The sequence below is a fragment of the Brevundimonas sp. AVps7 genome, assembly GCF_058681545.1.
This window is the reverse complement of record NZ_CM178742.1, coordinates 3,103,935-3,130,929: the sequence shown is the minus strand read 5'-3', so window position 1 is coordinate 3,130,929 and position 26,995 is coordinate 3,103,935. Positions and strand designations below refer to the sequence as shown.

The following is a 26,995-nucleotide window of genomic DNA, read 5'->3' as shown; positions in this document are numbered from 1 at the left end:
ATGACAGCTCCCGCCGCGCCCCCCACTGCGCCGACAGAGATCGACCTGAAGCCCAAGGGGCTGGCCGTTCTGAAGGTCGCCTTCCGCGAGCGCCGCACCTTGGCCATGCTGTTGCTGGGATTCTCCGCCGGCCTGCCGTTTGCCATGCTGATCGGCACGCTGAACGCCTGGCTCACCGAGGAGGAGATCCCCGTCGCCACCATCGGCATCCTGAGCTGGATCGGTCTGTTCGGCGCCTTCCGCTTCCTGTGGTCGCCGGCCGTCAGCTGGACCCCGCCGGTCATCGGCAAGATGTTCGGTCGCCGACGTAGCTGGCTCCTGTGCCTGCAGGTCGTCATCGCCATCGCGCTCGGCCTCGTCGCCCTGTCACACCCCGGAGCGGGCGTGCTCGGACCGTTGGCCCTGGGCGCGGCGCTGGGCGCTTTCGCCTTCGCGACCCAGGACATCGTCATCGACGCCTGGCGCATCGAGGTGGCCGACGAGAAGACTCCCATCGACCTGCTCTCGACCATCTATCAGCTGGGTTATCGCACGGCCGCCCTCGCCGGCGGCGCCGGATCCCTGTTGCTGGCGACCGCCATCGGCTGGCCCGGCGTCTTCTTCACGGCCGCCGTGCTCATGGGGCTGGGCGTCATCGGCACATTGATTGCGCCGGAACCGGTCCCAAGCTCCCAGGCCGCCGTCGCCAGGGAGCGGCGCGGTTCGCCGGGTCTGCGGCTGTTCGTGCTGGTCACAACCCTCGCCGCATGGGGCTGGGCTGCCTTCATGCTGGTCCGCTTCATGGTCATCGCCCTGACGACGTCCCCGGCGCCGAGCGCGGGGGAGTTCACCGCCGCCTGGGGTCCGTGGATCGTCGGCGCGACTGTGGTCCTGCCCGCCGCCCTCGCCGGCCTGATCGTGTGGAAGGGCCGCGCCGCGACCGCCGCCGAGGGCGCGGCGGCGCCCAAACTGGCCGACACCTTCTATGACGCCATTCTCGCCCCGCTGGTGGAGCTGATGGGCCGTCTGGGCTGGGGCGCGATCATCGTGCTGGGCCTGATCCTGACCTACCGGATCACTGACGGCGTCTGGGGCCCGTTCGCCTTCCCCTTCTACATGGGCGACACGGGCGGGGCGCTGGGCCACACCAAGGCCGAGGTGGCGCTGGCCTCCAAGACCTTCGGCGTCATCATGACCATCGTCGGCATCGCCTTGGGCGGCTGGGCCCTGCTGGTCATCGGCCGGATGTGGAGCCTTCTGATCGGCGCCGTTCTGTCGGCCGCCACCAACCTTCTGATGATGGATCTGGCGCTCGGATCGCCGACGATCGGGGCGTTCATGTCGGCGACCGGCCTCTATTCCGTGTTCGGATCGATCGGCGTGGGCGAGCCCCTGTCACGGCTGATGCTGGCCATAGCGGGCGAGAACATCGCCGGCGGCTTCGCAGGCGCGGCCTTCGTCGCCTATCTGTCGGCCCTGTCGAACCGGACCTTCGGCGCGGTCCAGTTCGCGGTCTTCATCTCGCTGGCCCTGCTGATCGGCACACTGGGGCGCGGAGCCCTGGGCGAGCTCATCGACGCCCAGGGTTATGCGCCGATGTTCATCATCGCCGCCTGGATGGGGGTGATCGCCATCGTCTTCGTCCTGATCGAATGGGTCCGGCTGGGCTTTGAAGCCCGCCGGATCGCCCGGGATCCGGTCGCCCTGACCGAGGGCCAGCCGTCCTGATCACACCGTGGGCGGCACCGCCGTCATTGACCGCTCCGCCGCTGCGCTCGGGTGCGGGGCCTCGGTCTCGTCCTCGGGTTCGAACTCGACACTGACGCCCTCTTCATAGGCGGCGAAGGTGGCGGCGGTGATGATCTCGGACACCTGGGCCCCCAGGGACACGATCTGCACGGACTTCTCCAGACCGACCAGAAGCGGACCGATCACGGTCGCCCCGCCGAGCGCCTGGACCAGCTGGGTCGAGATGGCGGCCGAATGGAGCGCCGGCATGACCAGCACATTGGCCTCGCGGCTCAGGCGCATGAACGGATAGTTGGCGCGCAGCGCCGGATCGAGCGCCAGCTCGGGCGGCATCTCGCCCTCGTATTCGAAACCGACGCCCTTCTGGTCGAGGATGCGGATCGCCTCGCGCACCTTCTCGCCGCGCTCTCCGGGCGGGTTGCCGAAGGTCGAATAGGACAGGAAGGCCACGCGCGGGGTGCGACCGAGCTTCTTCACGGTGGCCGCCGCCTGGATGGCGATGTCGGCCAGTTCCTCCGCCGACGGAAGCTCGTGGATCGAGGTGTCGGCGATGAACAGGGTCCTCCCCTTGGCCAGCACGATCGACAGGCCGATCAGGCTGTCGCCCTCGACGTCCAGCACGCGCCGGACCTCCTTCAGAACCATGTTGAAGTTGCGGGTCGTGCCCGTGACCATGGCGTCGGCCTGACCGCGCGCCAGCATGGCGGCGGCGAAATAGTTGCGGTCCTGATTGATCATCCGCTGCACGTCGCGGCGCAGATAACCCCGCCGCTGCAGCTTCTCGTACAGGAAGTCGGTGTATTCGACGTTCCGGTCGGAGACCCGGGCATTGACGATCTCGATGCCCATGGCGTCGAAGTCGAGGCCGGCCTCGGCGGCATTCTTGCGCACAAGATCCTCGCGGCCGATCAGGATGGGCGTGCCCAGTTCGGCCTGTTTGAAGCCCCAGGCGGCGCGGATGACGGCCGTCTCCTCGCCCTCGGCGAACACCACCCGCTTGTTGGGGGCGGCGCGCACGGCGGACGAAATCTTTTGCATCAGGGCGGCGGAGGGATCGATCCGTTCGCGAAGGGACGCCCGGTAGGCATCCATGTCGGGGATCGCGACCCGGGCGACGCCGGTGTCCATCGCGGCCTGGGCGATGAAGGGCGGGATGTACCAGATCAGACGCGGGTCAAACGGGGTCGGGATGATGTAGTCACGCCCGAATTTCAGCTTGCGGCCCGAATAGGCGGCGGCGACCTCATCCGGCACGTCCTCGCGCGCCAGCTGGGCCAGGGCCTGGGCGCAGGCGATCTTCATCTCGTGGTTCACGCGGCGCGCGCGCACGTCCAGCGCCCCTCGGAACAGATAGGGGAAGGCCAGGACGTTGTTGACCTGGTTCACATAGTCGGACCGGCCGGTGGCGATGATGGCGTCGGTGCGCACCGACAGCACGTCCTCGGGGGTGATCTCCGGGTCCGGATTGGCCATGGCGAAGATGATCGGATTGGGCGCCATGGAGGCGACCATTTCCTTGGTGATCGCGCCCTTGGCCGAAAGGCCAAGAACCACGTCGGCCCCGACCATGGCCTCGGCCAGGGTGCGCAGCGGGGTGTCGGTGGCGTGAGCCGCCTTCCACTGGTCCATGCCGTGCGGACGGCCCTTGTAGACGACGCCGTCGCGGTCGCAGATGACGGTGTTTTCGGCCTTGACCCCGGCGGCCTTCATCAGGCCGATCGACGACAGGCCCGCGGCGCCGGCGCCGGCGAGCACGACCTTGATCTCGTCCAGCTTCTTGCCGGTGACGTGGCAGGCGTTGATCAGGCCGGCGGTCGAGATGATGGCGGTGCCGTGCTGGTCATCGTGGAAGACCGGGATGTCCAGCAGGTCCTGAAGCTCGCTCTCGATGACGAAGCATTCGGGGGACTTGATGTCCTCCAGATTGATGCCGCCCCAGGTGTCGCCGATGTTCTTGACGACGGTGATGAACTCATCAGGGTCGGTGGTCTTCACCTCGACGTCGAAGCTGTCCACGTCGGCGAACCGTTTGAACAGGACGGACTTGCCCTCCATCACCGGCTTGGACGCCATGTGGCCGAGGTTGCCAAGGCCCAGGATCGCGGTGCCGTTCGAGATCACCGCAACCAGATTGCCCTTGGACGTATAGTCGTAGGCCTTGTCCACATCGGCGGCGATCGCCAGCACCGGAATGGCCACGCCCGGCGAATAGGCCAGCGACAGGTCGCGCTGGGTCGCCATCGGCTTGGTCGGCGCCATGGAGATCTTGCCCGGGGTCGGGTGCTGGTGGAAATCCAGCGCGTCCTGGTCGGAGAAGGTCTGTTTGTCGGTCAGGTCGGGCATTCTGGGTCTCGGCGTGTTTATCTGTTCCTAGAGCCCAGCTTACGCAGCGACAACCGCCGGCCGCCTCTAGATTGACAGAACACCCGTCCGCTCGACCTCCACCGGCCCGGTCATGAAGACGTGATTTGTCGCCTCATCCCAGTCGATGACCAGTTCGCCGCCGTCGACGACGACCGTGGCCTTGCGCGTCGTCAGCCCGCGCCGGGCGCAGGCGACCAGGGCGGCGCAGGCGCCGGTGCCGCACGCCTTGGTCAGGCCCGCGCCGCGCTCGAACACCCTCAGGCGGATGCGGTCGGGGGCCAGGACGTTGGCGAAGCCGACATTGACCCCTTCCGGGAACAGCGGGTGGTGCTCGATCAGGGAACCGGTTCCGATGACGAAGCCGTCGTCCTGGCGGTCGGTGAAGAAGACCACATGTGGGTTGCCCATGGAGACGGCGCCCGGCGTGTGCACGACCGGGTCGTCGATCGGACCGACCTGCAGCTCGATGCCGCGGGTGTCCATCTCCTCGGCCAGGGGGATGTCGCGCCAGTCCAGCCGGGGCGGCCCCATGTCGACGGTGATCCGGTCGACCCCTGCGCGCCGCGCCACGGTCTTTCCGCCCAGGGTGTCGATGGTGACCTGATCCGAGCCGCTCGCCTGCATCAGCATCCAGCCGACGCAGCGCAGGGCATTGCCGCAGGTTTCGACCGGGCCGCCGTCGGCGTTCCAGACCCGCATGAAGGCGTCCGCGGTGTCCGAAGGCTCGATGGCGATCAGCTGGTCGAAGCCCTCGCCCGTCTGGCGATCGCCCAGGGCGCGCACGGCGTCGGCGTCCGGCGTGAAGGGCCGATCCAGCGCATTGACCACGACAAAGTCGTTGCCGGCGCCGTTCATCTTGACGAAGGGTCTGGAGATCGCCGCGTTCATGGACGCCATATAGTCACGTCGGACGTCGGCTCCAAAGTCGCAGCCACGCAACGCCTCCGGGCCGGGGCCGTTAGCCTGTCCTCTGAAACAGACGACGAGGCCTTCCCGATGAATCTTCCCAATGGCGCGATGGTGGCGGTCGTCGACGGCGAAAAGCTCGCCCTGTTCAGGAACACCGGCCACGGCGCCGAGCTGTCCCTGACCGCCCAGCCGATCCCGGCGATCGAGGAGCGCGCCTCCGGTTCGGCCGGTCGCATCTCCAGCGAGGCCAACCCCGATAACAACACCCAGGCCGAGGACGGCTTCGCCATGGGCGTGGCCGAGGTGCTCAACAAATGGGCGCTGAGCAGCAAGGCGGACAAGTTGCTGGTCATCGCCGCCCCGAAGACGCTCGGCGAGTTGCGCAAGCATTGGCACAAGGAACTGTCCTCGCGCCTGGTCGGCGAGATTTCCAAGGACCTGACCGGCCACTCCACCGATCAGATCGCCGCCGCGATCAGCAAGGCCTGATCCTGTGCGCCACGGTCCGGTGCGCTGGACCGTGGCGTTCGGACAATCTCGCGACTAGAGGGATGGCATGACAGCCTCCGACCGGCTCCCGCGAGAGGGGCTTCGCCTCCGCGCCCGCCTCCGCGCCCTCTATCACGGCTCGTCCCTCACCGCCGTCCGCTTCCGGATAGCGGTCCTCACCGTCGATCTGATTATCGTCGCCTTCTTCATCGCCGCGCCGCTGCTGAAGCACGTCGGCCTTGCCTTCTATATCGTCGACTATGTGGTCGCGGCGCTTCTGGCGGCGGACCTCGCCGCGCGGGCCCTCGCCTATTCCAATATCAAAGACTGGCTGAAGCGGCCGATTGTCTGGGTCGACCTGTTCATCCTGGCGACCCTGTTGTTTCCGGCCTGGCTGTTCAACCTGGGCTTCCTGCGGGTCATCCGGCTCTGGACCCTGGTCAGCTCCGACTTTTTCTGGCGCACCGTCGGGCGTAAATACGATGACACCCGGGTCGAGGATACGACCAAGGCCGTGGTCGCGCTCGTCACCTTCGTCTTCGTGGCCACAGGCTTCGTCTACACCGGCTTCATGGGCCGCTACGAAGGCATCAGCGGATGGGTGGACGCCCTGTATTTCACGGTCACCAGCCTGACCACGACCGGCTACGGCGATATCCTGCTGCCCGGCGTCTGGGGGCGGATCGTGTCGATCATCATCATGCTGGTCGGCGTCACCCTGTTCGTGCGGCTGGGCCAGACCCTGCTCCGGCCGCACAAGGTCCGCTATCCCTGCGAGAAATGCGGGCTGCAGGTCCACGACCCCGATGCCGTCCACTGCAAGGCGTGCGGCAACCTGCTGTGCATCCCGGACGAGGGGGCCGTCTGAACCGCCCGGGTCGCTGCATGTGACAAAACGGTAAGGTTCGCCGCCTTGCCGCCCCGCCTCTCGCGACTAAGGTGCTCCGTCCTCATTCCGGAGCGCCCCCCGCATGCGTCGTTCGCTGAGCCTCACGGCTGTTCTCCTTGCCTCCTCCATTCTTGGAACTTCCGCCCTGGCCCAGACCGCCCATACGCCGCCCAATCCACCCCTGGTCGAGGGCGGGTTCGCCACCACCGACGCGACCGATCCCTACCTCTGGCTCGAAGAGGTCGAAGGCGAACGCGCCATGGCCTGGGTCAATGAACACAACACCCGGTCGCTGGGCGTGCTCCAGGGCGACCCCCGCTACGAAGGTCTGCACGACCAGGCCCTGGCCCTGGTCCAGGCCCGCGACCGGATCCCGGCGCCCGGCTTCACCCACGACGGCCATATCGACAACTTCTGGCAGGACGCCGCCCACGTGCGCGGCATCTGGCGCAGGACCACGGTCGACAGCTACCGCACCGACGCCCCCGAGTGGGAGACGATCCTCGACCTCGACGCCCTGTCGACCGCCGAGGGCAAGAACTGGGTCTACAAGGGCGCGTCCTGTCTGCCGCCCGAAGAACGGCTGTGCCTGATCTCCCTGTCCGACGGCGGCAAGGACGCGGTCGTGGTGCGCGAGTTCGACAGCGTGTCGCGCACCTTCGTCGACGGCGGTTTCGAACTGCCGGAATCCAAGGGCGGGGTCACCTGGGTCGATGCCGACACCCTGCTGATCGCGCGTGACTTCGGTGAGGGCACCCTGACCTCCTCGGGCTATCCGATGATCGTCAAGCGGCTGAAGCGCGGCCAGTCGATCGATCAGGCCGAGACCCTCTTCACCGGCCAGCCGTCCGACGTCTCGGTCGGCGGCGGCGTCCTGCGCGACGCGGATGGCGCCATTCAAGCCGTGATCATCAATCGCGGTGTGAGCTTCTACGAGAGTGAGACCTATCTGCTGAACGCGGACGGGACCACGCCCCGGCTGCAGCTGCCGGCCAAGTCCGACATCAACGCCCTGGTCCAGGGTCAGCTGGTGGTGACCACCAATCAGGACTGGACCGCGCCCTCGGGTCAGGAGTTCAGGACCGGCGACGTCTTCGCCTGGAACCTCGACGCCTGGCTGGCCGATGAGTCGGCGCCCGCCCGGTTGATCATCCGTCCGGGCGCCCGTGAGTCTGTCGAGGGCATCAACGCCACCCGCAATAAACTCGTCGTCGCCCTGTACGAAAACGTCCGCGGCGCCGCCTATGTCTACACGCCGAACCCGTCCGGCGAATGGGCCCGCACTCGTCTGGACCTGCCCGCGAACTCGACCGTCGGCCTGGGTTCGGCTTCGGAACAGGACGATCGCATCTTCGTCAGCGTCGCCGGCTATCTCAGCCCCTCGACGCTTTCGCTGGTCGACGCAGCCACGGGCGAGATGGCCCAGGTCAAGACAATCCCGCCGAAGTTCGACGCCTCGGGCATGACGGTCGAACAGTTCGAGGCCCGCTCGGCCGACGGCACGATGATCCCCTATTTCGTGGTGCATAAGACAGACATGCCGCTGGACGGCACGAACGCCACGCTTCTGTACGGCTACGGCGGCTTCCAGTCGTCGATGCTGCCCGGCTATTCCCCCACGGTCGGCAAGCTGTGGCTGGAGCGCGGCGGCGTCTATGTCGTCGCCAATACGCGCGGCGGCGGCGAGTTCGGCCCGAACTGGCACGAGGCGGCCCTGCAGGAGAACCGCCAGCGCGCCCATGAGGACTTCCAGGCCGTGGCCTCGGACCTGATCGCCCGCAACATCACCTCCCAGCCCCATCTGGGCATCATGGGCGGGTCGCAGGGCGGCCTGTTCATGGGGGCCATGCTGACCCAGCGCCCGGACCTGATCAACGCGGCGGTCATCCAGGTGCCCCTGTTCGACATGTTCCGCTTCCACCGGCTGCTCGCCGGCGCCTCGTGGCGTGCCGAATACGGCGACCCGGACATCCCGGAACAGCGCGCCTGGATCGGCGAATACTCGCCCTACCAGAATCTGCGCGCCGGACAGCCCTACCCGGAAGTCTTCATCCACACCTCGACCAAGGACGACCGCGTCCACCCGGGACATGCCCGCAAGGCCGCCGCGCGTCTGGAGGAGCTGGGCTATCCGGTCCTGTTCTACGAGAACACCGACGGCGGCCACGCGGCCGGCGCCAACCTGCGCGAAACGGCCCGCCGCATCGCGCTCGAATACACCTATCTGACCCGCCGTCTCATGGACGCGCCGGCAGAGGACTAGGTTTCGGATACAAGTCGTCCCCGCGAAAGCGGGGACACAGTGCTCTCGCGAAGTAAGGTCGTTCCCATGCTGCGTTCTCTGCTCTTCGGCGTCGCCGCCATTGCCATCTCGGCCCCCGCGATGGCCCAGACGCCGCCGCCGCACTTCCCCGCCGACCTTTCCCCGGCCGGCGTTCGCGCCGCAGATGACCATCTGGCGCTCGAGGAGGTCGAGGGGGCCGAGGCCATGGCCTTCGTCCGGACCGCCAACGAACGCTCCCTCGCCGCCCTGACCGGCGACCGTCGCTACGAGACCTTCCGGTCCGAGGCCTTCGACATCCTGTCCTCCACGGCCCGCATCCCGGGGCCGAGCTTCCTCGGCGACGGCATCGGCAACTTCTGGCAGGACGCGACCAATCCCAAGGGCCTGTGGCGCCGCACGACGCTCGACAGCTACGGCACGGAGACGCCGGAGTGGGAAACCCTGCTCGACATGGACGCCCTGTCCCGCGCCGAGGGCAGGGACTGGGTGTGGAAGGGCGCGCGCTGCCTGGCCCCGGACGAGACCCGCTGCCTGGTCTCCCTGTCCGAAGGCGGCAAGGACGCGGTCGTCGTCCGTGAGTTCGACACCACGACGAAATCTTTCGTGGCGGACGGCTTCAGCCTCCCCGAGGGCAAGCACCGGCTCGAATGGTTCGACGTCGACACCCTTCTGGTGGCCACCGACTTCGGTCCGGGCACCCTGACCGAGAGCGGCTATCCGTTCATCGTCAAACGCCTGAAGCGCGGCCAGACCCTCGCCGACGGCATCGAGATCTATCGCGGCGACATCTCCGACGGCGGCTACGGCGTCAGCCCGAGCGTCTACCGGAATGGCGCGGGCGAGGTTCTGGCCACCATCATCACCCGCCCGCTCGACACCTATCGTGCCGAGACCTGGCGTCTGAACGGCGGCGTCGCCATGCGCCTGAACCTGCCGGAGCGGGTCGCCATCCACGGTGTCCAGAACGACCGGTTGATCGTCGGTCTCGACGAGGCCTGGGATCGCGGCGGCTTCCCCGTGGCCGAGGGGACGTTGCTGTCCCTGTCGCTCGACAACCTCGCCCAGCCCGCCATGCCGCCGCCGTCGCCGGACAGCGACCCGGAGACGATCTTCAAACCGACCGCTCGCCAGTCGGTGCAGGACGTGGCCGTCCTCGATGACGACATCGTCGTCGGCATCGCCGACAATGTCGTGGGCACGCTGCGTCGCTTCGCTTTCGGCCAGGGCGGCCGCGCCGCCTGGAGTTCGGACCCCATCGCCGCCCCCGCCAACAGCGCCGTCGGCATCGGCGATGTCTCGCGCGGTTCGGGCCGGATGTTCGTCTCGACCCAGGGCTTCCTGACGCCGCCGACCCTCAGCCTGCTGGCGGCCGACGCAGACGACCTGACCGCGCTCAAGTCGGGCCCGGCCCTGTTCGACGCCTCCACCCATGTGGTCGAACAGTTCGAGGCGACCTCCTCCGACGGCGTGAAGATCCCTTATTTCCTCGTCCGTCCGAAGGACGCCCCGGTGGACGGCTCCACCCCGACCATCATGTTCGGCTACGGCGGCTTCCAGGTCTCCTTCCCCCCCGCCTACAAGCCCGAGCTCGGCAAGCTGTGGCTTGAGAACGGCGGCGCCTACGTGGTCGCCAACATCCGCGGCGGCGGCGAGTTCGGCCCGGCCTGGCACCAGGCGGCCCTGCGCGAACACCGCCAGCTGGCGTTCGATGACTTCGCCGCCGTGGCCCGCGATCTGGAGACGCGCGGCGTGACCTCGCCGCGTCGCCTCGGCATCTATGGCCGCTCCAACGGCGGGGTCCTGACCTCGGTCTCGATCACCCAGCATCCGGAACTCTACAACGCCGCCGTGATCGAGAGCCCCCTGATCGACATGCTGCGCTATCCGGACCTGCCGGCCGGCGCGTCCTGGATCGGCGAATACGGCGACCCGCGCATCCCCGGCGACGCCGCCTTCATCTCGCAGTATTCGGCCTACCAGCAGCTGCGTCCGGAGGCGGATTATCCGCGCCTCTACATCACCACCAACACCCGCGACGACCGCGTCCACCCCGGCCATGCGCGCAAGTTCGCCGCCCGCCTGACCGACCAGGGTCACGACCACCTCTATTACGAGGAGACCTCGGGCGGTCACTCCAACGACGCCGACCCGGTCGCCAACGCGCGGCGCTGGGCGCGGCACTACGTGTATCTGTCTCAGCAGCTGATGGATTAGCGATCCTCCCCCGACGGGGGAGGGGGACCACGAAGTGGTGGAGGGGGCCAGCCGCACATGCCACGGTCCGGAGTGAGCCCCCTCCGTCTCTTCGCTGCGCTTCGAGCCACCTCCCCCGATGGGGGAGGAATACCCTGCTTCACGCGAATATGAGGCGCGCGCGACCGCCGGTGACGCTAGGAGTCCAGCCCATGAAGGTCAGGGGCATCATTGTCGCGGGCGTCGCCGCCCTCGGTCTGCTGGGCGCGGTCGGTTCGACCGCCCAGCCGGCCGGCGCGCGCTCGGTTCGCCGCGATGCCCCGCCTCCCGAGCCGGTGGTGGTCGAGCTCTTCACCGCCCAGGGCTGTTCCGGCTGTCCCGCCGCCAACCAGGTGGTCGAGAGCCTGGCCGAGGAGCCGGGCGTCATCGCCCTGACCTACGCCGTCGACTACTGGGACTACCTCGGCTGGCCGGATACGTTCGCGAAGCCCGAGTTCGCCCAGCGCCAGCGCGCCTATCAGACCGCCATGCGCCTGAGGAACGTCTATACGCCCCAGGTCGTCATCGACGGCCGCCGTCAGGTCTCCGGGGCCGAGGGGCTGGCCGTTCAGGACGCCGTCGACGAAGAGGCCGCGCGTCGCGTCTTCCCGCCCCAGGTCCAGTTCCGCGAAAGCGGAGATCAGGTCGGGGTCGGCTCCGGCCGCGCGCCGGCGGGCGGCGCCGACGTCTGGGCCGTCGCCTATCGGCCCGGGACCCAGACCGTGACCGTGGCCGGCGGCGACAACCGGGGCCGGGCGGTGCGCCACGTCAATGTGGTGCAGAGCCTGACCCGGCTCGGAGAATGGACCGGCCGTCCGATCCTGCTCGACCTTCCCGAGGCCGCCGATCCTCAGGACAAGGTGGTGGTGATGGTCCAGTCTCGCGGGGACCGCCGCATCCTCAGCGCCGCGACGCGCTGACGCGTCCCACTATTGGGATGCCTAAACCCTTGGCGCCCCTATCAGTTTCGGTCACTGTCCGCAGAGATTTGATCGTCGCTAATGGCGATCCGTCGTCCTCCGGGGCGGCGTCTTTGGGGGAGTAAAGATGGTTGAGCGCGCGGGTCGGGTCGTCGGGGGACAGACCCCCATCGCCGCCGCGCTCGCCATCGCCGTCTCGGTCCTGGCCTTGACGGCAGCGCCGGCCGGATCTCAGGTCCGGTCGGCGCCTCCCGCTCCCGATCCCGATCTCGAGGCCCGCGCCATCACCCAGATGGTCACCGCCGCCGAGGTCGCCGACTGGGCGCGCGAGCGTCGCGACGCCCGGGCCATGATCGTCGCCGCCCGGATGCTGTCGGAAATCCGCACCCGACGCGAGAACGGCGACGAACCCTTCCTGACCCCGAGCGCCCTGCTGGACGAGGCCGAGACCTTCGCCGGTGGGGACCGCGACCTTCTGGACGAGATTTCGCGCGAGCGATCCCCGGACAAGGGCGTTCGCGCCTCGCCTTTCGGGGCCGGCCCGATCGTCGTGGTGCGCCGCCTGCGCGCCCGCGAGACCTACAGTTTCACCATTGAGGCGCGGCGCAACGAGGTCCTGCGCGTGGCCGCCATCGGCGACGGCGATACCAATATCGACCTCGCGCTGAGGGACCAGAACGGCGCCGTCATCTGCGCCGACGGCTCGCGCGACCACTATCCGGTCTGCACCGTTGCTCGCCCCGCGGCCGGCCCGATCCGCATCGACATCGTCAACCGCGGCGAGGTCTGGTCGCGCGTGCAGATTCTTACCAACTAAGGAAGCGTTCTCCTCCCTGTCGCGCAGCGACGGGGAGGAGAGATCAGGCTCCCGCCTTCACCGCGAAGCTCCACGCGGCTTTCGCCAGCGGGACCACCTGTTTCGACGTCTCGATCGCATGGGCCGACGCCGCCGTGCCGTCGCGCACCCGTCCGGCGATGCCCTGACAGATCGCCGCCAGCCGGAACAGATTGTAGGCCATCAGCCAGTCGATGTTCTCGGGCGCCTTGAGACCGCTTCGGGCGACATAGCGTTCGACCGTCTCCTCGACGGTCGGAATGCCCAGAGCCGGCAGGTCCAGCCCGGCCAGGCCGTTGCGCACCGTCGGCGGCAGGACCCAGCCGATCAGCAGATAGGAAAAGTCCGCCATCGGATCGCCCAGCGTCGACAGCTCCCAGTCCAGCACGGCCCGCACCTCGGGCGCGTCCGCCGCCATCATCAGATTGTCGAGACGGAAGTCCCCGTGGACGATCCGCGCCGGTCCTTCCGGCGGCAGACCTTGCGGCAGCCAGTCGATCAGCCGGTCCATTTCCGGGATCGGATCGATCTCGGAAGCCCGATACTGTTTGGTCCACCGCCCGACCTGACGCGCGAAATAGTTGCCCGGCTTGCCGTAGTCGGCGAGCCCGATCTCCGCCGGATCGAATTTATGCAGATCGGCGAGCGCATCGGTCTGGGCCTCGAAGATGGCGCGGCGCTCGGCCGGCTCCATCCCGGGCAGTTTCAGATCCCACAGGACCCGGCCCTCGACCTTGTTCATGACATAGAACATCGAGCCGATCACGGCATCGTCCGTGCACAGAGCATAGGGCCTCGCGACCGGATAGCCCTGCTTGTAGAGCGCCGAGGTCACCGCGAACTCCCGGTCCACGGCATGGGCCGAGGGCAGCAGCACGCCCGGCGGCTTCCTCCGCAGCACATAGGCCGCGCCCGGCGTCGTCAGCTCATAGGTCGGGTTCGACTGGCCGCCCTTGAACTGGCGGATAGTCAGCGGCCCGGCATAGCCCTCGACGTTGGCGGCCATCCAGGCGTCCAGCGCCGCCTCGTCGAGCCGGTAGCGGGGATCGACCTCGCGGGTTCCGGAAAAGGCGGCCTGGGGATCTGTCGCGATATCGGTCATTGCGCAGCGACAATGGCGGCGCGAACGGCGCGACGCCAGCCCCCCAGCAGCGCTTCCCGCTGCTCGGCCTTCATGTGCGGTTTCCACACGGCCGGCGCCTCCTCGTTCCTCGGCTCCAGATCGTCGATCAGCCCGACCCCCAGCGCAGCCAGCCGCGCCGCGCCCAGCGCCGTCATCTCCTGAAACGCCGGGCGCTCGACCGTGACCTCGCAGATGTCGGCGACGAACTGCATGGCGAAGGCGTTGGCCGTGACCCCGCCGTCGACCTTCAGCACGCTGAACCGGGGCGCGCCGTCCCTGGCGAGCGCATCCAGCAGATCGCGCGTCTGATAGGCCAGGGCCTCCAGCGCGGCCCGGACGAAGTGGGCGGGCTTCGTATCCCGCGTCAGCCCGATCACAGCCCCTCGCGCATCCGGCTCCCACCACGGCGCGCCGAGCCCCGTGAAACCGGGAACCAGATAGACCCCGCCATTGTCCTTCAGCCCCTGCGCCACTGCCTCGGACTGGCGGCTGTCGGAGATCATCCCGACCCCGTCTCTCAGCCACTGGATCGCCGACCCGGCCGAGAAGATCGATCCCTCCAGTGCATAGGCAACGGTCTCACCCACCTGATAGCCGAGCGTGCCCAGAAGCCGGCTCGACGAGGCCACCGGCCCGGTCCCGACATTGGCGACGAGGAAGGCGCCGGTGCCATAGGTGATCTTGGCGTCGCCGGGCTTCAGCGCCCCGTGCCCTACAAGCGCCGCCTGCTGATCTCCCGCGGAGCCCGCGATCGGCAGGGCGCGTCCGAACAGGCTGGCGTCGCTCTCGCCCATGACCTCCGCGCAGCCGACGATCCGGGGCAGGGCGGCTTTCGGGACCCTGAACAGCTCGCACAGATCGTCGCGCCATTCCCGCGTCCCCAGGTCCATCAAGGAGGTGCGGCTGGCGTTGGTCGCATCGGTGACGTGGCTCGCGCCGTTCGTCAGCTTCCACACCAGCCAGCTGTCGATGGTTCCCAGCTTCACCTCGCCCTTCGCCGCCCGCTCCCGCGCCCCCGGCACGGCGTCCAGCAGCCAGGCGAACTTGGTCGCAGAGAAATAGGGGTCGAGGATCAGGCCGGTCGCCGCCTGCACCTCCGCTTCATGCCCGTCCCTGACCATCCGCGCCGAGACATCGGCCGTGCGCCGGTCCTGCCAGACGATGGCGTGATGCAAGGGCTCTCCCGTCGCGGCGTCCCACAGCACCGAGGTCTCCCTCTGGTTGGTGATGCCGATGGCCGCGAAGCGTCCGACGCCGCCGGCCTTCTTGATGACCTCGCGACAGGTCTGCAGCGTCGCGGCCCAGATCTCGGCCGCATCATGCTCGACCCAGCCCGACTGAGGAAAATGCTGTTCCAGCTCGATCTGGCTGACCGCCACCGGATGCAGTCCCTTGTCTTCGCGTAGTTCGAAGGCGATGGCGCGGGTCGAGGTCGTGCCCTGGTCGATGGCGAGGATGCAGGTCGTCATGAGTGCTTCCATTGTTTCCGCCACCTTACGCGGACGAACGGGATCGGGTTAAGTGCCTCCCATGTCCGACCGCACCGCTTCGTATGAGGGCGTCCTCGACGCCGCCCGCCAGATCGCCCCGGCGGCGGTCCGCACCCCCCTGATCGAGAGCCCGGCGCTCAACGAACGGATGGGCGGCCGCATACTCCTCAAGGCCGAGACCTTCCAGGTCGCCGGCGCCTTCAAGTTCCGGGGCGCCTACAATCGCATCAGCCGCCTCAACCCCGACGAACTGGCCTCCGGCGTCGTCGCCTTCTCGTCCGGCAACCATGCCCAGGGCGTGGCGGCGGCAGCGAAACTCATGGGAACCCGCGCCGTCATCTTGATGCCGGCCGACAGCCCCGCCATCAAGATCGCCGGGGTGAAGTCCTTCGGCGGCGAGGTCCGCCTCTACGACCGCTGGACCGAGAGCCGCGAGGCGATCGGCGCCCAGGTGGCCAGGGATCGCGGCTCCGTCCTCGTTCCCCCGTTCGACGACCCCTGGGTGATCGAGGGCCAGGGCACGACGGCGCTGGAGCTGCTGGATCAGGCCGGCGGCCCGATCGACCAGCTGCTGTGCTGCTGCTCCGGCGGCGGCCTGATGGCCGGCATCAATCTGGTCATGGAGGCCCGCAGTCCGCAGACGAAGACCTGGGCCGTCGAGCCGGAAGCCTATGACGACACCGCCCGCTCCCTGGCCGCCGGCGAACGCATGGGCCACCCCCAGGGACCGCCCTCGATCTGCGACGCCCTGCAGACCCCCATCCCCGGCGTCCTGACCTTCCCGATCAATCAGCGCGTCCTCTCGGGCGCTCTCGCGATCAGTGACCTGGAGGCGGCCGAGGCCGTCGCCTACGCCTTCCGCACCCTGAAGCTTGTGGTCGAACCCGGCGGCGCCGCGGCCCTGGCCGCCGTTCTGGCCGGGAAGATCGAGACGCAGGGCCGGACCACCGCCCTCATCCTGTCCGGAGGCAATATCGACCCCGGACTGTTCGCCGACATCATTCAAGGCCGGTTCGTCCCGGCGACGCAATCCTCAAAGAAATCGGGAGCCGCCGCATGACCAAACCCTCAGACCTCCAGTCCCTGATCGGAACCGAGATCGGCATCTCGAAATGGATCCTCGTGGATCAGGCCCGGATCGACGCCTTCGCCGAGATCACAGAGGATCGCCAGTTCATCCACATCGACCCGGTGGCGGCGAAACAGACGCCGTTCGGCGGAACCATCGCCCACGGCTTCCTGACCCTGAGCCTCGCCTCGGCCATGTCCTATGACGCGGTCAAGCCGCTGGAGGGCATCGTCATGGGCGTCAACTACGGCTTCGACAAACTGCGCTTCCTCGCGCCTGTCCCCGCCGGATCCAACGTCCGCGGCCGCTTCAAACTGCTCAGCGCCGAGGACAAGGGCGGCGGCCGCTGGCTGCTCAAGCACGAACTGACCGTCGAGATCGAAGGCGCCGAAAAGCCCGCCCTGATCGCCGAATGGCTCAGCATGCAGATGGTCGGCGGCTGACGGTACGGAGACCGGCTTGCACCACCACGGCGCGACCTTCCTGCTTCTGGCCTATGCGGTCGCGGTCCTGGCGGCCTGGACGGCGCTCGACCTGTTCCAGCGGCTGAAGGGCCGCGAGGGTCGGGATCGCGCGCCCTGGCTGGGAGCGGCCGCCCTTTCCATGGGCGGCGGCGTCTGGTCGATGCATTTCATCGCCATGCTCGGTTTCGATCCGGGCGCTCCGGTCCGCTACGACCCGGGTCTGACGCTGCTGTCCTTCCTGCTCGCCGTGGCGGGAACGGCGGGCGCCTTCTTCGCCGCCTCGCGCGGGTCGCTGGGCGCGAGCCGCATTCCCGTCGCCGGAGTGGTCATGGGCCTGGCCATCGCACTGATGCACTATGTCGGCATGGCCGCCATGCGGACCGCCGCGACGGTCGGCTGGCGTGGCGATCTGGTCGTGGCCTCGGTGCTCATCGCCATCGCCGCCTCGATCGCCGCCCTGTGGGCCTCGCGGCGAGAGGCCTCCATTCCCTGGCGCGCGGCGGCGGCGGCCATCCTCGGCGTCGCGGTCGTCGGGATGCACTACACCGGCATGGCGGCGCTCGACCTCGCCCCGGTCGCCAGCGTGCTCGCCGAGGACGGCGCCCCGCCGCTCGCCATCGCAGTCAGCATCGCCGCTGTCACCGCCGTCATCCTGTTCATGGCCTTGGCCGCCTCCATGGCCGACGAGCGCTCGCGGCTGGTCTCGGTCCTCGCCGCCGCCGAAGTCGGCTACTGGGAGGTCAACCTCAAGGACCGAAGCTTCCACCTGTCGCCCCGCGCGCGCGAACTCATCGCGCTTCCAAAGGACCGGCCGGACGGGGACGTGATGAACCCGGTCTGGATGGAGGACGACGAGCATCTGGCGCGGCGTCGGTCCGCTCTGGAAGCCGCCCTCGCGGGTGAGGCCGACTATGACGTGGAATACCCCATCGCCGGCACGGACCGCTGGGTGCAATCGCGCGGCAGCCTCGTCCGCTCCCGCTCCGGCCGTCCGCTGAAACTGGCCGGAGTGGTTTCCGACATCACCGACCGCCACCGCGCCCACGCGGCGCTGGAGACCAGCGAGCGGCGCCAGAAGCTCTTGATCAACGAGCTCAATCACCGGGTGAAGAACACCCTGGCGACCCTCCAGTCGATCGCCGCCCTGACGGCCCGCCGCGCGACCTCGGTGGAGGAATTCACAGCCCAGTTCCAGGCCCGGCTGATGGCCCTGTCGGACACCCACAACCTGTTGACCGCCACGGGCTGGGAGCGCGCGACCCTGGGCGACCTGCTGGCCAAGGAGTTCCGCCCCTATGCGCCCGACCAGTTCCGCCTGACCGGTCCCGACGTCCTGGTCGATGCGCCGCAGGCCCTGGCCATGGGGATGATCGTTCACGAACTCGCCACCAACGCCGCCAAGCACGGCGCCCTCAGCACCCCCGACGGCTGCGTCTCCGTCTCCTGGTCGGCGCCCGATGCGGAGGGCCGCACCATGCTCGACTGGATCGAGACCGGCGGCCCGGTGGTCTCGAAGCCCGGCCGCACCGGCTTCGGCTCCCGCCTGATCGCCACCAGTCTGAAGGGCGATCTCCGCGGCTCGGCCGAGCTCGACTATGCGCCCGAAGGCTTCAAGGCGCGGCTGACCTTCCGCCCGCAGCCGCAGGCCTAGCCTACCGTCTGCGCCGCCGCGCCGGACGAGACGACGACCAGCTTGCGGTTCACGAACTCCTTGATGCCGACGTCGCCCAGTTCGCGGCCGTAGCCCGACCGCTTGACCCCGCCGAAGGGCAGTTCGGGCATGCTGGTCGTGGCCGTGTTGATGAACACCATTCCCGTTTCGATCCGCGTCGCCAGGGTCCGCGCCCGGTCGATGTCGTCCGCGAAGATCGAACCGCCCAGCCCATAGTGGGAATCGTTGGCGAGGCGGACGATCTCGTCGTCATCCTTCGCCACATGCACCATGGCGACCGGACCGAAGAACTCCTGGAAATAGGCGGGGTTGTCGCGGTCGATGTCGGTCAGGATGGTCGGCTCGAAGAAGAAACCGGTCCGCTCCGGCCGCTTGCCGCCGGCGACAACCCTGGCCCCGGCCGCGACCGCGGCGTCCACCTGTTTCGTCAGCCCTTTCAGCGCGTCCTCCGACGACAGCGGACCCAGGGTCGTCTTCGTGTCCAGCGGATCGCCCATCACAGCCGCCGTCATGTTGGCATGGAAGGCCGCCAGGAAGTCTTCGGCGATCGCCGCATGAAGGATGAAACGCTTGGCCGCGGTGCAGACCTGTCCGGCGTTGGCCAGCCGCGCCTGGGTTCCGACCTCGGCCGCCGCCTGGATGTCGGCGTCGTCCAGCACGACGAAGACGTCGGCCCCGCCCAGTTCCAGCGTGGATTTCTTCAGCTTTTCCGACGCCCGCGACGCCACCTTGCTGCCGGCCTCCTCCGACCCTGTAAGGGCCACGCCCTGGATCCGGTCGTCCCCGATCAGTTCGGCCACCTTGTCGGACGAGACATAGAGATTGGTCACCGCCCCCTCCGGCGCGCCCGCATCGCGCACCAGCTGTTCGAACAGTTCGGCGCAGCGGGGCACGATGCCGGCGTGTTTGAACATCACCGGATTGCCGACCGCGATGGCCGGGGCGATGACGCGGATCAGTTGATAGATCGGGAAATTCCACGGCTCGACGGCCAGAAGCACCCCGATCGGCTGATGCTGCACCCAGGCCTCGCCGAGAGTGCTGTCGATCTTCTCCGGCCTGAGGAGTTCCTCGGCGTTGGCGGCGTAATAGGCTGCGATCCCCGCACACAGCTCGATCTCCCCGGCGCCCTGTTCGACCAGCTTGCCCATCTCGATCGCCATGGCCTCGGCCAGTTCGCCGGACCGTTCCGTCAGCAGTTCCGACATCCGCGACAGCACCTTCAACCGGGGTGCGATGTCTCCGCGCGACCAGTCCGAGCGGAACAATGCGTCCGCCGTGGCCAGCGCCGCCTCAACCTGCGCGTCGGTGTGCTCGGTATAGTCCTTGATCCGCTCTTCGGTGAGGGGGTTCAGGGTTCTGTAGGCCATGGGGAGGGGCTTTCTGTCTCGCGGAGACAGCCCAACGTCGCCCGGCCGACAGGGTTCATCCCATCCGCAACAGCATCGATCACGAAGCCGCCAGGACCCTCAGCCGAAAGCCGACAGTCTCGCGTCCAGCCCCGCCCTCACGCCCGGCCACTCTCCGGCCAGGACCGAGAAGATCACCGAGCTCCGCACCCGACCGGTCCAGGTGATCTTGTCGTTGCGCATGACGCCTTCGCGCACGGCGCCCAGTTTCGCCATCGCCGCCTGGCTGCGCTGGTTGATCTGGTCGACCTGGAAGGAGACGCGAGCCGCCCCGCAGGCGAAGGCGTGGTCGAGCAATAGCCGCTTGGCCGCAGGGTTCACCACGCCGCCACGCGACGACGGCCGGTAGTAGGTGGTGCCGATCTCGACCGCCCGATTGGCCGGGTCGATGTTGATGAAGGTCGACAGGCCCACGACCTCGCCCCCGCGCACCACGACGAACGGAATCCGCGTCCCGGCCGCCTGCTGGTCCCGCATCGCCGACCAGCCGCTGTCGAACCGGTCGCCGCCCAGCGAAGTGTAGTAGAAGTTGGGCCAGAGCTCCGGATCGTCGTTGCAGGCCAGCCTGAGCGGTTCCTTGTGATGCGCCTCGAACGGCTCCAGCCGGACGAAGTCGTTCTCCAGAACCGCTGACGTCAGCTTCATTCCCCGAGGCACCTCAGGGCGACCTCGAGGTTCCGCAGGCCGTCCTCGCCGGTCACCGCGGGCGTCTCGCCGGTGCGGATGGCGTGGGCGAAGGCTTCCAGCTCCTTCTTCAGCGGCTCGTTCGGCCAGCTCATGACGCCGCGCGTGGAATAGGAGCCGTCCGGCTGCTGGCCGAAATATTCGGTGACCTGGCGGGTCATCAGGTCGGCGACGACGAATTTCGCACTCGTCGCGACCTGAAGCGTGCGGGTCTTGTAGGGGGTGACCCAGTTGGTGGTGATGTGGGCGATGACCCCGTTCTCCAGCCGGAACTGAAGCAGGGCCGTGTCCTCGCGGTCGGCGCGGGTGCGGGCCAGCTGCGGCTGCACCTCGGCGATCTCCGAGCCCGTCAGGTGACGGATGATGTCGATGTCGTGCACGGCCAGATCGATGACCACGCCCACCTCGCCCATGCGCGGCGGGAAGGGGCCGACGCGGGTGATCTGGATGGAGATGACGTCCTCGCCCTCGATGGCGCGTTTGACCGCCTCCACCGCCGGGTTGAACCGCTCGACCTGACCGACCATCAGGACCCGGTCGTTGGCTTTCGCCGCGTCGATCATCCGCTGGGCGTCGGCGACGGTCGCTGCGATCGGCTTTTCGACCAGCACATGGACGCCGGCTTCCAGCAGGGCGACGCCCAGGTCGGCGTGGTGGCGGTTCGGCGTGGCGATGACCGCGGCTTCCAGCCCGCCCGAGACGAACTCGGCGGCGGTGGTGACCGGCTGGGCCCCGTAGGCGGCGGCGACGCCCTCGGCCACCACGGCGTCGGGATCGAAGACCAGGGCCAGGTCGATCTCGCGCATCTCGGACAGGACGCGGGCGTGGTTGCGCCCCATGACGCCGGCGCCGGCGACGCCGGTACGGATCGGCGCGTGCAGATGGGTCGGGTTCATGGTTCTAGACCTTGTAACTGGCGACGGCGGCGACGATCCGGTCCTGGGTCGCCTCGTCCAGATCGGAGTGCATCGGCAGGCTGATGACCACCTTCATCTTGGCCTCGGTGACCGGCAGACCCTGCGGCCCGCGCGGGTGCATGTCATAGGCGGGCTGCAGGTGCAGCGGGATCGGGTAATAGACCGCCGACGGCACGCCCTGCTCCCGCAAATGGGCGGCCAGACCGTCCCGGTCCGGATGTTCGATCGTATACTGGGCCCAGTTCGAGACATTGCCCGTCGGCGTCTGTGGAACCGAGGCGACGTGCGGCGCCAGCAGCGCGTTGTAACGAGCCGCAATGCGGTTCCGCCATTCGATCTCCTCGCCGAAGACCTTCAGCTTCTCGATCAGGACCGCGGCCTGGACCGTGTCCAGACGCGAGTTCATCCCGACCCGCATGTTCAGATATTTGGTCTCGTGCTCGAAGGTCCGGCCGACCAGATCCTGGCTGACGGCCTTGCCGTGCACCCGGAAGCTGTCGATCAGCTCGGCCAGGGCGTCGTCATTGGTCAGCACCGCTCCGCCGTCGCCGTAGCAACCCAGCGGCTTGGCCGGGAAGAAGCTGGTCGTCGTCGCATCGGCCCACTTCAGCGGATGCTCGCCGTTGATGGTGCAGCCGAACCCCTGGGCCGAATCCGAGATCAGCTTCAGCCCGTGCTTGTCGCAGATCGCCTTGATCGCCGGATAGTCGGCGGGCTGGCCGAACAGGTCGACGGCGATGACCACCCTGGGCGTCAGCTTTCCTTCGGCGATCGTGGCCTCGATGGACGCCTCCAGATGGCCGGGGTCGATATTGTAGGTGCCGGCGTCGATGTCGACGAAGACCGGCGTCGCCCCCGTCCACGGCACGATCTCGGCGGTGGCGCAGAAGGTGAAGCTCGGCACGAAGACCGCGTCGCCCGGACCGACGCCCCAGGCCTTCAGCGGCAGGACCAGGGCGTCGGTGCCATTGCCGCAGCCCAGCGCATGTTTCGCGCCGCCGAACGCCGCCAGCGCCGTCTCGAACTCGCGGACCGGGGGGCCCATGACATAGGCCCCGCTCTCGACGGCGGCCATCATGGCGGCCTCGATCTTGCCGCCCAGACGTCGGCGCTGGGCCTGCAGGTCGATGAAGGCGATGCTCATGGGGAACCTCTCTCGAAACAGGGTGGCCCGGCCCCGGATCAGGGGGCGGCCTTCGAAGGTGGCCGCCGTCTAACCCGCCGAGCGCCGCAACGCCAAACACAAGGGGGTCACTTCGCGTTGCGCCTTGCAACGGAGGCTCCTATCCAGTGTCCCTGCGAAGCGGGAGCCGACCGACTTGAACACCGCCCCGACGACCCACCCAGCCGTCTTCCTCGACCGCGACGGCGTCCTGATCCCCGACAGCGGCTATCCGCATCTGGAGGAGCATCTGGTCCTGATCCCCGGCGCGGCCGAGGCCGTCCGTCGTCTGAACAGCCTCGGCTATCTGGTGATCATCGTCACCAACCAGTCGGGCGTGGCGCGGGGCCTGTTCTCCTTCGAACAGATGGAAGCGTTCAACGTTCTCCTCGTCCGCCGGCTGATGGCGAAGGGCGCACGCATCGCCGCCGTCTACGCCTGCCCCTTCCACAACGAGGCCGAGGATCCCAGGTGGTTCCACGCGGATCATCCGGACCGCAAACCCAACCCCGGCATGATCCTGCGGGCCATCGCCGACCACGGCATCGACCCGGCCCGTTCCTTCCTGATCGGCGACCGGCAGAGCGATCTGGAGGCCGCGCGCCGCGCCGGCATGCCCGGCTTCCTGTTCGAGGGCGGCGACCTTGATCATTTCGTCCGCGACCTTCTGGGCGGCTGATCGCAATTCGCTGGCCTGTTCACCGGGCGATGAAATAGTCTCCCGATCGACGCGGGGGCGTTCTGGTTTGGGAGTGCGCCGACATGGCTGAACAGCCTCTGTATTCCGAGCGTCGCTGGACGTCGCACGACGGACTCAGCCTGTTCGCGCGGGACTATCCGGGTGCGGACGGCGCCGCGAAGCTGCCGGTCATCGCCATCCACGGCCTGACGCGAAACTCCGCCGACTTCGACGCCATCGCCCCCCTGATCGCGCGCGGCGGCCGGCGCGTCCTGGCGCTCGACGTGCGCGGGCGCGGCCAGTCGGACCGGGCGACCGACCCCATGACCTATCAGCCGCCGATCTACGCGAAAGACGTGCTGGGCCTGCTGGAAGCCGCCGGAATCGAGCGCGCCGTCTTCCTGGGCACCTCCATGGGCGGGCTGATCACCATGGCGATCACGGCGCTGAAGAGCCGCGTCGTGGCCGCCGCCATCCTCAACGACATCGGCCCCCAGGTCTCGCCCGAGGGCCTCGCCCGCATCGCCGCCTATTCGGGCCAGCCCGTCGACACCCCGACCTGGGCCGCCGCCGCCGCCTATGCGAAGCGGATCAATGAAGTCGCCCTGCCGCACTATACGGACGCCGACTGGGACGCCTTCGCCCGGCGGGTCTTCCGCGACGGCACGGAGGGTTCGCCCGTCCTCGACTACGACCCCGACATCGCCGTGCCGATCCGCGCCGCCGGCGCCAAGGCGCTGGTTCCCAACCTGTGGCCGTATTTCCGGCGACTGGCGAAGAAGCGCCCGACCCTGCTGATCCGGGGCGGGACCTCCGACCTTCTGGGCGCAGACATCGCCGCGAAGATGCAGAAGGCCGCGCCAGACATGCGTTACGCCGAGATCCCCGACATCGGCCACGCCCCCATGCTGGACGAGCCGGAGTCGAAAGCCGCGATCTTCGAATTCCTGAGGGACGTTCCCTAGGCCTTCCGCACGAACTCCGTCCGCAGCACAAGGCCGCGCACCTTGTCGACATTGGCCTCGATCTCGTCGGTGTCGTCGGTCAGGCGGATGTTCTTGACCAGGGTCCCGCGCTTCAGCGTCACCCCGCCCGATCCCTTGACCTTCAGGTCCTTGATCAGGGTCACGCTGTCGCCGTCCGACAGGATGTTGCCGTTGGAATCTTTGGTGGGGGCGTCGGTCATGGGCGGGGAGTAGCGCACCCTTCTTCTTTCGTCATCCTCCGGCAAGCCGCGTCTTCGCGGCGCAGACCGGGGGACGCAGCGGCGCGCGCGAGCGCGAACCTGGCGCGGACCCCGCCTGCGGATACGTCGTACCCGGGACAGATCGCCTACGGCGCCGCTGGGTCCCCCGGTCGCTTGGCGCCGGAGGATGACGAAAGATGGGAAGGCTTAGTCCGGCACGTTCGCGTCCAACTCATCCAGCCAGACCCGCGCATTCCCGTCGGACGGCGCCCGCCAGTCGCCGCGTGGCGACAGCGATCCGCCGGTCACCACCTTGGGCCCGTTCGGCAGGGCCGACCGCTTGAACTGGCTCGTCTGGAAGAACCGCACGAGGAATTTCCGCAGCCAGAACTTGATCGTCGCCAGATCATAGGCGACCCGGTCGCCTTGCGGATGATGCGCCGGCCATTCGCCGCGTGCCGCATCGCCCCAGGCCTGATGACACAGCCATGCGACCTTCGACGGGCTCATGCCGAAGCGGGTGATGTGGAACAGGAAGAAGTCGTTCAGCGCATAGGGACCGACGGTCCCCTCCGTCGACTGGATCTTTCCGTCCGACCCCGCCGGCACGAGCTCAGGCGAAATCTCCGTGTCCAGAATGGCCTGCAGCACGCCCGCGGCCGACGCCATGTCGTCCCGCTGCGCGACCCAGCGGATCAGGTGCCGGATCAGGGTCTTCGCCACCCCGCCGTTGACGTTGTAGTGGCTCATGTGATCGCCGACGCCATAGGTCGCCCACCCCAGCGCCAGTTCCGACAGGTCGCCGGTCCCCAGCACGAAGGCCCTGTTCTGGTTCGCCAGCCGGAACAGATAGTCGGTCCTCAGACCCGCCTGCACATTCTCGAAGGTGATGTCGTGGACGGGCTCGCCGTCCGCATAAGGATGTTTGATGTCGGCCAGCATCCGCTCGGCCGCCGGCCGGATGTCGATCTCCTCGCCCGTGACGCCCAGCGCCATCATCAGGGCCCAGGCGTTCGACTTCGTTCCGTCCGAGGTCGCGAACCCCGGCATGGTGTAGGCGAGAATATGCGTCCTCGGCAGTTTCAGCGTGTCGAACGCCCGGCAGGCGACCAGCAAGGCCTGGGTCGAATCCAGCCCGCCGGACACGCCGATGCAGAGCTTCTCGGCGCCCGTCGCCGTCATCCGCCGCATCAGCCCCTGGACCTGGATGTTGAAGGCCTCGTAGCAGTCCTGATCGAGTCGCCTGGGATCGTCCGGCACGAAGGGGAAGCGGTCGAGGGGGCGGATCAGGGGGCTGATTACTGCAGAATTGCCGGTCCAGAGCGCGACCGTGTTGACGTCGCCGGACTTGAGCTCGCGTCGCGCAGTATCAGCGAAAGTTCCTGTTCGGAGACGTTCAGCGCAAATCCTGTCCACATCGATGTCGGCTACGGTAAGGTGGGCCTCCATCGAGAAACGAGGCCCCTCGGCCAGCTTCGCGCCCAGCTCATAGATTGTCGCTTGACCATCCCAGGCCAGATCGGTGGTGCTTTCGCCCCAGCCCGAGGCGGAGAATACGTAGGCTGCCATCGCCCTCGCCGACTGGCTGGCGCAAAGCATGGCTCGCTCGTCCGATTTGCCGATTAGTATGTTGGAAGCCGAGAGGTTCAGCAGGATGTGGGCCCCCGCCAAAGCCTGACGTGTTGACGGCGGCATTGGCGACCAAAAATCCTCACAGATCTCGACCCCGAAACTGAAATTCGGCCGATACTCGGCGACGAATATCTGGTTTGCGCCGAAGCTGTGACGGGTGTCATCAATCAGGATGCTGAAGTCGAGCGGTTCGTTTTCTGGTGCGGCAGCGAACCACCGCTTCTCGTAGTATTCGCGATAGTTCGGCAGATAGGTCTTGGGCACCACGCCCTGAATGTTTCCGCAGCAAAGCACGACTGCACAGTTGTATAGTCTGTCGCCCCGACGCAGCGGGGCTCCTACGACGGCTACGACGCCGGTGTCCTTTGTCTGCTCGGCCAACACGCCGACCTGCCGCTCCACCTCATCCAGCAGGGCCGCCTGCATATGCAAATCGTCGATGGCGTAGCCGCTGATCGACAGCTCCGGGAAGACGACAAGATCCACTCCCTGTTCGCCCGCCTGACGGATCAGCGCCAGATGCTCCTCGGCATTCGCCTTCGGATCGGCGATGTGCACCACCGGCGTTGCCGCCGCGACCCGGACGAAGCCGTGGGTGCGCGGGGAATGAAAGGCGTGGGTCTTGGCCAAGGCGCGGTCCTCGATCTGTTATGCTCATATAGAGCCAAAGGCCCGGAGCCCCAAACTACTCCCTTCTCCCCTTGCGGGAGAAGGTGGCAGCCGAAGGCTGACGGATGAGGGGTTTCACCGTCAGCTGGAGTGAGGGCTGGCAAAGCTGACTTCGATGTCAGCGTGACCTCTCATCCGACCTCGCTGCGCTCGGCCACCTTCTCCCGCAAGGGGAGAAGGAACGTGGAC

The 26,995-nt window shown here is 67.9% G+C and carries 22 protein-coding genes; 12 read left to right on the top strand and 10 right to left on the bottom strand.

Annotated features, from left to right (window positions below; all coding sequences use genetic code 11):
* Positions 1 to 1,707 carry an AmpG family muropeptide MFS transporter gene (locus ACW17Y_RS15575; protein WP_492036581.1) on the top strand — a complete coding sequence of 569 codons (1,707 nt, stop codon included), beginning with the start codon at positions 1 to 3 and terminating at the stop codon, positions 1,705 to 1,707.
* On the opposite strand, the gene ACW17Y_RS15570 is transcribed toward ACW17Y_RS15575, so the two are convergent.
* Both ACW17Y_RS15570 and dapF read right to left on the bottom strand, forming a co-directional pair.
* Positions 1,708 to 4,071: an NADP-dependent malic enzyme gene (locus tag ACW17Y_RS15570; protein ID WP_492036580.1), complete on the bottom strand. Its 2,364-nt coding sequence runs from the start codon at positions 4,069 to 4,071 to the stop codon at positions 1,708 to 1,710.
* Positions 4,072 to 4,137: 66 nt separating this feature from the next.
* Entirely contained in the window at positions 4,138 to 4,968 is an 831-nt protein-coding gene (dapF, locus tag ACW17Y_RS15565; protein ID WP_492038315.1) for a diaminopimelate epimerase, read from the bottom strand.
* A 120-nt stretch (positions 4,969 to 5,088) separates the two neighbouring features.
* Between dapF and ACW17Y_RS15560 the strand changes: the two genes are divergently transcribed.
* From ACW17Y_RS15560 to ACW17Y_RS15535, 6 genes are all read left to right on the top strand, one after another.
* On the top strand, positions 5,089 to 5,490 hold the full coding sequence (locus ACW17Y_RS15560; protein ID WP_492036579.1) for a host attachment family protein: 402 nt from the start codon (positions 5,089 to 5,091) through the stop codon (positions 5,488 to 5,490).
* Between the two features lie 67 nt (positions 5,491 to 5,557).
* The gene (locus ACW17Y_RS15555; protein ID WP_492036578.1) at positions 5,558 to 6,358 is read left to right on the top strand and encodes a potassium channel family protein; all 801 of its coding nucleotides are present in this window, start codon (positions 5,558 to 5,560) and stop codon (positions 6,356 to 6,358) included.
* A 103-nt stretch (positions 6,359 to 6,461) separates the two neighbouring features.
* Positions 6,462 to 8,642 (top strand): prolyl oligopeptidase family serine peptidase, encoded by a 2,181-nt coding sequence (locus ACW17Y_RS15550; protein WP_492036577.1) that lies wholly within the window; start codon positions 6,462 to 6,464, stop codon positions 8,640 to 8,642.
* A gap of 66 nt (positions 8,643 to 8,708) precedes the next feature.
* Positions 8,709 to 10,877, top strand: coding sequence for a prolyl oligopeptidase family serine peptidase (locus tag ACW17Y_RS15545; RefSeq protein WP_492036576.1), 2,169 nt, complete (start codon positions 8,709 to 8,711; stop codon positions 10,875 to 10,877).
* 191 nt (positions 10,878 to 11,068) lie between these two features.
* The gene (locus ACW17Y_RS15540; protein WP_492036575.1) at positions 11,069 to 11,815 is read left to right on the top strand and encodes a DUF1223 domain-containing protein; all 747 of its coding nucleotides are present in this window, start codon (positions 11,069 to 11,071) and stop codon (positions 11,813 to 11,815) included.
* Positions 11,816 to 11,942: 127 nt separating this feature from the next.
* Positions 11,943 to 12,632: a hypothetical protein gene (locus tag ACW17Y_RS15535; protein ID WP_492036574.1), complete on the top strand. Its 690-nt coding sequence runs from the start codon at positions 11,943 to 11,945 to the stop codon at positions 12,630 to 12,632.
* 43 nt (positions 12,633 to 12,675) lie between these two features.
* Here the strand turns inward: ACW17Y_RS15535 and ACW17Y_RS15530 are convergent, their stop codons facing one another.
* A complete protein-coding gene (locus tag ACW17Y_RS15530) occupies positions 12,676 to 13,752 on the bottom strand; it encodes a phosphotransferase family protein (protein ID WP_492036573.1) in 1,077 nt (358 codons plus the stop codon).
* Positions 13,749 to 15,242 carry a glycerol kinase GlpK gene (gene glpK / locus ACW17Y_RS15525; protein ID WP_492036572.1) on the bottom strand — a complete coding sequence of 498 codons (1,494 nt, stop codon included), beginning with the start codon at positions 15,240 to 15,242 and terminating at the stop codon, positions 13,749 to 13,751. Before glpK ends, ACW17Y_RS15530 begins: the two co-directional genes overlap by 4 nt.
* Positions 15,243 to 15,303: 61 nt before the next feature.
* On the opposite strand from glpK, the gene ACW17Y_RS15520 reads away from it, so the two are divergent.
* From ACW17Y_RS15520 to ACW17Y_RS15510, 3 genes are read left to right on the top strand one after another with little or no spacing between them, the layout of a single operon-like run.
* Positions 15,304 to 16,323 (top strand): threonine ammonia-lyase, encoded by a 1,020-nt coding sequence (locus ACW17Y_RS15520; protein ID WP_492036571.1) that lies wholly within the window; start codon positions 15,304 to 15,306, stop codon positions 16,321 to 16,323.
* Entirely contained in the window at positions 16,320 to 16,775 is a 456-nt protein-coding gene (locus ACW17Y_RS15515) for a MaoC family dehydratase (protein WP_492036570.1), read from the top strand. The genes ACW17Y_RS15520 and ACW17Y_RS15515 overlap by 4 nt, the downstream gene beginning before the upstream one ends.
* Before the next feature lie 16 nt (positions 16,776 to 16,791).
* Positions 16,792 to 18,447: an MHYT domain-containing protein gene (locus tag ACW17Y_RS15510; RefSeq protein WP_492036569.1), complete on the top strand. Its 1,656-nt coding sequence runs from the start codon at positions 16,792 to 16,794 to the stop codon at positions 18,445 to 18,447.
* Here the strand turns inward: ACW17Y_RS15510 and ACW17Y_RS15505 are convergent.
* The 4 genes from ACW17Y_RS15505 to ACW17Y_RS15490 form a co-directional block, all read right to left on the bottom strand.
* Positions 18,444 to 19,838: an NAD-dependent succinate-semialdehyde dehydrogenase gene (locus ACW17Y_RS15505; RefSeq protein WP_492036568.1), complete on the bottom strand. Its 1,395-nt coding sequence runs from the start codon at positions 19,836 to 19,838 to the stop codon at positions 18,444 to 18,446. The two genes, ACW17Y_RS15510 and ACW17Y_RS15505, sit on opposite strands and share 4 nt — an antisense overlap.
* A gap of 99 nt (positions 19,839 to 19,937) precedes the next feature.
* The gene (locus ACW17Y_RS15500; protein WP_492036567.1) at positions 19,938 to 20,522 is read right to left on the bottom strand and encodes a GNAT family N-acetyltransferase; all 585 of its coding nucleotides are present in this window, start codon (positions 20,520 to 20,522) and stop codon (positions 19,938 to 19,940) included.
* Positions 20,519 to 21,457 carry a Gfo/Idh/MocA family protein gene (locus ACW17Y_RS15495; protein ID WP_492036566.1) on the bottom strand — a complete coding sequence of 313 codons (939 nt, stop codon included), beginning with the start codon at positions 21,455 to 21,457 and terminating at the stop codon, positions 20,519 to 20,521. Before ACW17Y_RS15495 ends, ACW17Y_RS15500 begins: the two co-directional genes overlap by 4 nt.
* Before the next feature lie 4 nt (positions 21,458 to 21,461).
* Positions 21,462 to 22,622 (bottom strand): DegT/DnrJ/EryC1/StrS family aminotransferase, encoded by a 1,161-nt coding sequence (locus ACW17Y_RS15490; RefSeq protein WP_492036565.1) that lies wholly within the window; start codon positions 22,620 to 22,622, stop codon positions 21,462 to 21,464.
* Between the two features lie 175 nt (positions 22,623 to 22,797).
* Between ACW17Y_RS15490 and ACW17Y_RS15485 the strand changes: the two genes are divergently transcribed.
* Both ACW17Y_RS15485 and ACW17Y_RS15480 read left to right on the top strand, forming a co-directional pair.
* On the top strand, positions 22,798 to 23,319 hold the full coding sequence (locus ACW17Y_RS15485) for a D-glycero-alpha-D-manno-heptose-1,7-bisphosphate 7-phosphatase (RefSeq protein WP_492036564.1): 522 nt from the start codon (positions 22,798 to 22,800) through the stop codon (positions 23,317 to 23,319).
* 83 nt (positions 23,320 to 23,402) lie between these two features.
* Positions 23,403 to 24,284, top strand: a complete 882-nt coding sequence (locus ACW17Y_RS15480; protein WP_492036563.1) for an alpha/beta fold hydrolase — start codon at positions 23,403 to 23,405, stop codon at positions 24,282 to 24,284.
* Here the strand turns inward: ACW17Y_RS15480 and ACW17Y_RS15475 are convergent.
* On the bottom strand, positions 24,281 to 24,505 hold the full coding sequence (locus ACW17Y_RS15475; protein ID WP_298158631.1) for an alkylphosphonate utilization protein: 225 nt from the start codon (positions 24,503 to 24,505) through the stop codon (positions 24,281 to 24,283). The two genes, ACW17Y_RS15480 and ACW17Y_RS15475, sit on opposite strands and share 4 nt — an antisense overlap.
* A 207-nt stretch (positions 24,506 to 24,712) precedes the next feature.
* Entirely contained in the window at positions 24,713 to 26,767 is a 2,055-nt protein-coding gene (locus ACW17Y_RS15470) for an NAD(+) synthase (protein WP_492036562.1), read from the bottom strand.
* Between the last annotated feature and the right edge of the window lie 228 nt (positions 26,768 to 26,995).